The organism is Sphingobium sp. MP9-4, assembly GCF_005281675.1.
GTDB lineage: Bacteria > Pseudomonadota > Alphaproteobacteria > Sphingomonadales > Sphingomonadaceae > Sphingobium > Sphingobium yanoikuyae.
In genome coordinates, this window is the sequence record NZ_LUFI01000093.1 from 150440 (window position 1) to 157275 (window position 6836).

Annotated in this window: 9 protein-coding genes; 8 read left to right on the forward strand and 1 reads right to left on the reverse strand. The window is 64.2% G+C overall.

Annotation, left to right across the window (positions count from 1 at the left end):
• Positions 1-15: 15 nt before the first annotated feature.
• Complete coding sequence (locus A0U87_RS24880) at positions 16-426, reverse strand: SMI1/KNR4 family protein (protein WP_048938741.1); 411 nt, start codon at positions 424-426, stop codon at positions 16-18.
• Between the two features lie 586 nt (positions 427-1012).
• Between A0U87_RS24880 and A0U87_RS24885 the strand changes: the two genes are divergently transcribed.
• From A0U87_RS24885 to A0U87_RS24920, 8 genes are all read left to right on the forward strand, one after another.
• Positions 1013-1699, forward strand: coding sequence for a glutathione S-transferase family protein (locus A0U87_RS24885; protein WP_048938740.1), 687 nt, complete (start codon positions 1013-1015; stop codon positions 1697-1699).
• 99 nt (positions 1700-1798) lie between these two features.
• Positions 1799-3250 carry a 3-isopropylmalate dehydratase large subunit gene (gene leuC / locus A0U87_RS24890; RefSeq protein WP_048938739.1) on the forward strand — a complete coding sequence of 484 codons (1452 nt, stop codon included), beginning with the start codon at positions 1799-1801 and terminating at the stop codon, positions 3248-3250.
• A 109-nt stretch (positions 3251-3359) separates the two neighbouring features.
• Positions 3360-3953 carry a 3-isopropylmalate dehydratase small subunit gene (gene leuD, locus A0U87_RS24895; protein ID WP_010337589.1) on the forward strand — a complete coding sequence of 198 codons (594 nt, stop codon included), beginning with the start codon at positions 3360-3362 and terminating at the stop codon, positions 3951-3953.
• Positions 3954-4010: 57 nt separating this feature from the next.
• Complete coding sequence (locus A0U87_RS24900; protein WP_004210904.1) at positions 4011-4334, forward strand: DUF1476 domain-containing protein; 324 nt, start codon at positions 4011-4013, stop codon at positions 4332-4334.
• Positions 4335-4347: 13 nt separating this feature from the next.
• Positions 4348-4581: a BolA family transcriptional regulator gene (locus tag A0U87_RS24905; protein ID WP_004210906.1), complete on the forward strand. Its 234-nt coding sequence runs from the start codon at positions 4348-4350 to the stop codon at positions 4579-4581.
• 65 nt (positions 4582-4646) lie between these two features.
• On the forward strand, positions 4647-4979 hold the full coding sequence (grxD, locus tag A0U87_RS24910; protein WP_004210908.1) for a Grx4 family monothiol glutaredoxin: 333 nt from the start codon (positions 4647-4649) through the stop codon (positions 4977-4979).
• Positions 4980-5413: 434 nt separating this feature from the next.
• Positions 5414-5782: a BlaI/MecI/CopY family transcriptional regulator gene (locus tag A0U87_RS24915; protein WP_004210924.1), complete on the forward strand. Its 369-nt coding sequence runs from the start codon at positions 5414-5416 to the stop codon at positions 5780-5782.
• A partial coding sequence (locus tag A0U87_RS24920) for a M56 family metallopeptidase (protein WP_137406100.1) occupies positions 5779-6836 on the forward strand: 1058 nt, incomplete at its 3' end. The genes A0U87_RS24915 and A0U87_RS24920, both read left to right, overlap by 4 nt.

The following is a 6836-nucleotide window of genomic DNA, read 5'->3' on the forward strand; positions in this document are numbered from 1 at the left end:
ACCACTTTTAGACGTTCAGGGCGCGGCTGCCTCTAACCCGATCCAGTCATAGAAAACGTCAAAATCAGGCGCGACGACCTCTGCTGTGTCGCCACCTGCTACCATGTCGATAGTAACAACATGCCAAGATGCTGGTGCACGGATGTCGAAGGCGAGATATTCTCCACCGCCGCTACTGCCGAAGATAAGAAAGCCTTGCAGATGAGGTTGGCTATAGTTTGAGTTTTTGATGTTCTCCACCACGGTCGCCGCCGCATCCAAGCAGAAGTTGTATGGGCTGACAGGCAAGGGGCCTTCGCCGCCGTTGCTAAATGCAAGCAGGTCGAGATAGATGGAAGGGATGCCATCTGGGGCGACCGCTTTTAAGGCGGCCAATTCCGATATAGCAGCGCCGTCCAGCCCAAACCAATCACGCCCTTCAAGCATCTTTCGCCTTCCCTTTGGTTGGAGGCATACTTGTCTGCTTAGTGGTGTTGTGCAAGCCGAAGCAGACTGTCCGCCATCCACCCTTATTCGTCATTCCCGCGTAGGCGGGAATCCATCTCCTGACCTTGCATCTGGCCCCACGCTGGTGAGATGTATCCCCGCCTCCGCGGGGATGACGGCATAAAAATGGCCGTCCCCTGATCCACCCGTTCGTGTTGCCCAGCAGATCGAAATCAGGGTGCCGAAAGCCGCCCAGCCGCAACCGATCAGAAGCGCTCATTCCTTCTCCCGCTGGCGGGAGAAGGATAGGAAGCCTTGCCGGCAAAGCCGGCCAGGCGAAGTTGGATGAGGGGCGCTTGTTTCAGAAGGCCCTCACCCTCCCACGCCTATGGTGCGGGCCCCTCCCTCTCCCGTGAACGGGAGAGGGTAAGCAACCGGTCCGCTTTCCACTTGCTCGTCAGAGGCGCGTCAAGCTTCGCCATCTCGCCTGATAAGCTCAGCTTGTCAGACCCGTGGATCGTTTCGCCTGTCGGGCCGTTCCCCGTTGCGCTAAGGGGACGCGACCACGCCAAGGGGAGATTGATCGATGGCCTATACGCTCATCACCGCCAACCGGAATTATTCGAGCTGGTCGCTGCGGCCCTGGCTGCTGATGAAGGGGCTGGGGATCGATTTCGTCGATCGGATCGAGCCCTTTGCCGCGCCGGTCAATTACAGCGCCTTTCGCAGCTTTTCGCCGACGGGGCAGGTGCCCGCGCTGATCGATGGCGACCGGACGGTCTGGGATTCGCTCGGCATCCTTCTCTATCTGGCCGACCGGCATGCGGGCGTCTGGCCCGCCGACGCCGATGCGCGGGCCTTTGCCCAGTGCGCGGTGGCGGAAATGCACAGCGGCTTTTCCGCGCTGCGGTCGACCTGCACGATGAATGTCGGGGTGCGGGTGGAGCTGAACCTGATCGAGCCGGCGCTCAACAAGGATATCGCCCGGCTGCGCGAACTCTGGGAGCAGGGGCTGGCGCGCTTTGGCGGGCCCTATCTGGCCGGCGCGGAGTTCAGCGCGCTCGACGCCTTCTATGCGCCGGTCGCCTTCCGGGTGCGCAGCTATGGCCTGGATGTCGGGCCGATCGCGCGCGGCTGGGTCGAAACCATGCTGGCCCATCCCGCGATGCGCGAATGGGAACAGGCAGCGCTGGCCGAAACCTGGCGCGAGGAGGGCCATGAGGCGGAGCTGGCGGCGGTCGGCCGCGTGGTCGAGGATTATCGCGCGGCGTAACATTATTGCTTCAGCCTTGCGAAAAACGCACATTTTCCATCGCAAGGCCTGTTTCTCCCCCTTTCCCCTGGCGCCTTACGGGTCTAGGGGGAGGGGACCATGGTTAAGCCACGCACCCTCTATGAGAAGATCTGGGACGCGCATGTCGTTGAACGGCGTCCCGATGGAACCTGCCTGATCTATATCGATCGTCACCTCGTGCATGAAGTGACGAGCCCGCAGGCGTTCGAAGGCCTACGCCTCGCCGGGCGCAAGGTGCGCCGGCCCGACCTGACCCTGGCGGTGCCCGACCATAATCTGCCGACCACGCCGCGCCGCGACGCCGACGGTCATCGCATCCCGATCGCCGACCCCGAAAGCGCGCAGCAGCTCGCCGCGCTGGAACGCAATGCGCCGGAGTTCGGCGTGCGCCTGATCGGTGACGCGGACCCGGAACAGGGCATCGTCCATGTCGTCGGCCCGGAACAGGGCTTCACCTTGCCGGGCACCACCCTGGTGTGCGGCGACAGCCATACCAGCTCGCACGGCGCGCTGGGCGCGCTGGCCTTCGGCATCGGCACGTCCGAGGTCGAGCATGTGCTGGCCACCCAGACCCTGCTGCTGAAACAGTCGAAGACCATGCAGGTCGTGGTCGAGGGCGAGCTGGGCTATGGCGTCACCCCCAAGGATGTGGCGCTGGCGATCTGTGGCACGATCGGCACCGCGGGCGGCACCGGTTATGTCATGGAATATCGCGGGTCGGTATTCCGCGACATGTCGATCGAGGGCCGCCTGACCGTTGCCAACATGTCGATCGAGGCGGGCGCCCGGTCCGGCCTGTTCGCGCCGGACGAGAAGACCTTCGCCTATATCGAGGGCCGTCCGATGGCGCCCAAGGGTGCCGACTGGGATGCGGCCGTGGCCTGGTGGAAGACGCTGCACACGGATGAAGGCGCGACTTTCGACAAGACCGTCGTGATCGACGCAGCCGACATCGTGCCCAACGTTACCTGGGGCACCAGCCCCGAGGATGTCGTGCCGGTGACCGGCGTCGTGCCGGATCCGGAAAGCTTCGCCGATGCGTCGAAGCGCGCCGCCGCGCAGAAGTCGCTCGACTATATGGGCCTCATCGCCGGGCAGAAGATGGAAGATGTCGCGATCGAGCATGTCTTCATCGGCAGCTGCACCAACAGCCGGATCGAGGATCTGCGCGCCGCCGCCGGCCTGCTGAAGGGGCGGCATATCGCGGCCGGCATCAAGCATGCGATGGTGGTGCCGGGTTCGGGCCTGGTCAAGCGCATGGCCGAGGCCGAGGGGCTGGACCGCATCTTCCTCGACGCCGGTTTCGAATGGCGCGAGCCGGGCTGTTCGGCATGCCTGGGCATGAATCCGGACAAGGTGCCGGCCGGCGAACGCTGCGCATCGACCAGCAACCGCAATTTCATGGGCCGTCAGGGTCCGGGGTCGCGCACGCATCTGGTCTCGCCGGAAATGGCGGCGGCCGCCGCGCTGACCGGCCGGTTGACCGATGTGCGCGCATTGATGGGTGAAAAAGAGGGGATGGTCGCATGAAGAAGGTATTCTGGGTGCTGGCGCTGGGTGCGCTGGCCAGTGCGGCGATGGCCGCGACGCTGGGCCGCGCTGAGGACGGTCCCGCGGTGGAGGCGAAGCGGGCGCACTGATGGACAAGCTGACTACCGTTGACGGCCGAGCCTATCCGTTCGGGATGAAGAATGTCGACACCGACATCGTCATCCCGGCGCATTGGCTCAAGACGATTTCGCGCGCCGGCCTTGGCAAGGGCGCGTTCGAGGTGCTGCGCAAGGAACCGGACAATGTCTTCGACGATCCCGAATATGCCGGCAGCCCGATCCTGATCGCGGGCGACAATTTCGGCTGCGGCTCCAGCCGTGAACATGCCGCCTGGGCGCTTGGCGACCTGGGCATCAAGGTGGTGATCGCGCCGAGCTTCTCCGACATCTTCTCGGGCAATGCGTTCAAGAACGGCATATTGACCGTGGTGTTGCCGCAGGAGGCGATCGACCGGCTGATGGAGGTCGCCAAGACCGATCCGATCCATGTCGATCTGGAGCAGCAGAGCGTCACCACCCAATATCAGGATCGCTTCAGCTTCGAGATCGACCCGTTCCGCAAGCATTGCCTGCTGGGCGGCCTGGATGAGATCGGCCTGACCCTGGACGAGGCGGATGTGATCGACGCGTTCGAGGCGAAGGATGCGGCTTTGCGCCCCTGGCTGGTGCCGGCCGTTGCCTAAAGGCGCGGTTCCGCCTATCTCTGAACGCGACAGACGCATTTCAACAGGGCTTCACGCATGACCACTTTCGACGACCGCGAGCGCGCATTTGAAAATATGTTCGCGCACGACCAGGAGATGCAGTTCCGCATCCAGGCGCGCCGCAACCGCCTGCTGGGCGAATGGGCGGCCGCGAAGATGGGCCTGACCCCTGAGGAAACCGACGCCTATGCCAAGGCCGTCGTGCAGGCCGATTTCGAGGAAGCGGGCGACGAGGATGTCATCCGCAAGCTGTTGGGCGACATGACCCAGGCCGGCCTCGACATCGACGAAGCCGGCGTGCGCACCGCGCTCGACGAGCAGGCGGTGATCGCCCGCCGCATGTTCATCGAAGCGCAGTAAGGCAGGTATCGCCATGCCGATGGCAGCAGACGATATTGCCGAGATGATCAAGACCGCGATCCCGGATGCGCAGGTCGAGATTACCGACCTGGCCGGTGACGGCGATCATTATGCGGCGAAGGTCGTGTCCGAAAGCTTTCGGGGCATGAGCCGGGTGGCGCAGCAGCGCGCCGTCTATGCGGCGCTGGGCGGACGCATGGGCGGGGTGCTTCACGCCTTGCAACTGACCACCGCCGTTCCCAACTAACCGCCATAGCGACATTCGCGTCCCGCCGCGCGGCGACGCCAGACAAGAGAATTGGACCCAGTGAAATGACCGACGCCGTGCAGCAGCGGATCGCCGACATCGTCAACGGTAATGACGTGGTGCTCTTCATGAAGGGCACGCCGCTCTTCCCCCAGTGCGGCTTTTCCAGCCGCGCGATCGCGATCCTGGAGCATCTGGGCGTGAATTACGAGACGGTCGACGTGCTGCAGGACCAGGCGGTCCGCCAGGGCATCAAGACCTTCTCCGACTGGCCGACCATTCCCCAGCTTTATGTGAAGGGCGAATTTGTCGGCGGTAGCGACATCATGATGGAAATGTATGAGGCCGGTGAGCTTCAGCAGCTGATGACCGACAACGGCGTCGCTGCGGCGAACTGATCGCCGGCTCAGGGCAAAAGATCATGGGGCGGTCCGCTGGTCGGGCCGCCCTTTTTCTTGTCTGCAGTGCGGGCATATGAAGCCGGCCAGGGACGGTTCAATGTGCTGCAAGCCCGGCTGGCGATTAGGTCTGTGAAAGCTTTGGGAACGGCCACCGGGTGGGGGATGCCTGCGGAGACCGTGCCGGCATCCCCCGGGTAGTTGAACGGTGGGTATGTGGGAAGAGAAGCATCCGGCGTGCCAGAAGTGGAAAGCCACGCATTCGTGCATGGTTCAAGGGTTAACGCCGCCAGTCGTCCGCTGTCGTTTGTAAGGTCGCCCGACACTTTCGTCGAAAAGCCATTTGGGCCGAGCCGCTTTCCTGATTGACTACATCCGTAATCGATGCGACTACATGTGTAGTTGGAGAGTCGGAACAGGATCGGGATCGGGCAGTGAGCGAGAAGATCAGCGAAGCGGAACTGGTGGTGATGGAAGCGCTGTGGGAACAGGCGCCGGCAACCGCCAATGACGTCGCCGATCGCGTCACCGCCGAACGTGACTGGAGCCTGCAGACGGTCAAGACCTTGCTGTCGCGGCTGATGGCCAAGGAGGTGATCGCCGCCGACCAGGATGGCCGCCGTTTCCTCTATCGCCCGCTGGTGGCGCGCGAGGATTATGTGGCGAGCGAGTCCGGCCGGCTGGTCAATCGCCTGTTCGGCGGTCGCATCTCTCCCCTGGTCGCCCAGCTGGCGAGCCAGGACCAGTTGAGCGCGGATGATATCGCGGAGCTTGAGGAAATCCTGAAGGGGTTGAAATCATGAGCGTCTGGATGGCCGAAACGCTGATCGCCACGACCCTGCTGATGGCGATGGTGATGATGTTGCGACGCCCGGTGGCGCGCTGGCTGGGGGCGGGGGCGGCCTATTGGCTGTGGCTGCTGCCTCTGGCCCGCATGTTGTTGCCAACGCTTCCGCGCGAGGTTGCCGCGCCTTCGCCGCTGCATAATGTCGTGGACCAAGCGGGCCTGCCGGCGCTGCTGGAGGTCGCGCCTTCGCCCGCGGCACAGGCCGCCGCGACAAGCATCCCCTGGCTGGAAATGGCGATCGGCCTGTGGGCGCTGGGCGTCGTCCTGTTCCTGGTCGTGCAGGCGATCGGCTATGCCCGGTTTCGCCGCGATATATTGGCCGGATCGACGCCGCTGGGCGAGGAAGGGCGCATCCGCCTGATCACCAGTCCGCAGGCATCGGGGCCGCTCGCCTTCGGTATTTTCCGGCCCTATATTGTCCTGCCGACCGATTTCGGGCTGCGCTATGACGCGCAGGAGCAGGATATGGCGATCGCCCATGAACGCGCCCATCATGAGCGCGGCGATCTGGCCGCCAACATGGTCGCGCTGCTGCTGCTGGCGCTGCACTGGTGCAATCCGGTCGCCTGGATCGCCTATCGCGCCTATCGCGCCGATCAGGAAACCGCCTGCGACGCGCGCGTCCTCTCGCTCTACGGCCAGGATCAGGCCCATGCCTATGGCCGCGCCATATTGAAGGCCGCCGGTGGTCGCCAATTTGCCGGCGCCTGCCATCTCACCCGCATCACCACGCTCAAGGGGAGGCTGAAAATGCTTTCGAGCCATGAAACATCGTTGAAGCGCATCAGCTGGGGCATGGCCGCCGTCGCCATGGTCGTCGCCACGGGCCTTGCCCTCACCGCATCGGGCAGCCGCGCCGCGCAGCAGATGGCGGCGATCACCGACAAGGTCGATCAGGCCGATTTCGCCAAGCTGACCAACCTGGTGTCGCAGCCCGTATCGGCGCGGGAGGCCCTGCCGCAGGCCGCGCCGGTTCCCGCCGCCGCGCCCATGCCGGCGGCAGCGCCCGC

Coding starts and splice junctions, on each gene's coding strand:
- A0U87_RS24880 (WP_048938741.1), bottom strand. CDS start 426: ATGCTTGAAGGGCGTGATTGGTTTGGGCTGGACGGCGCTGCTATATCG.
- A0U87_RS24885 (WP_048938740.1), top strand. CDS start 1,013: ATGGCCTATACGCTCATCACCGCCAACCGGAATTATTCGAGCTGGTCG.
- leuC (WP_048938739.1), top strand. CDS start 1,799: ATGGTTAAGCCACGCACCCTCTATGAGAAGATCTGGGACGCGCATGTC.
- leuD (WP_010337589.1), top strand. CDS start 3,360: ATGGACAAGCTGACTACCGTTGACGGCCGAGCCTATCCGTTCGGGATG.
- A0U87_RS24900 (WP_004210904.1), top strand. CDS start 4,011: ATGACCACTTTCGACGACCGCGAGCGCGCATTTGAAAATATGTTCGCG.
- A0U87_RS24905 (WP_004210906.1), top strand. CDS start 4,348: ATGCCGATGGCAGCAGACGATATTGCCGAGATGATCAAGACCGCGATC.
- grxD (WP_004210908.1), top strand. CDS start 4,647: ATGACCGACGCCGTGCAGCAGCGGATCGCCGACATCGTCAACGGTAAT.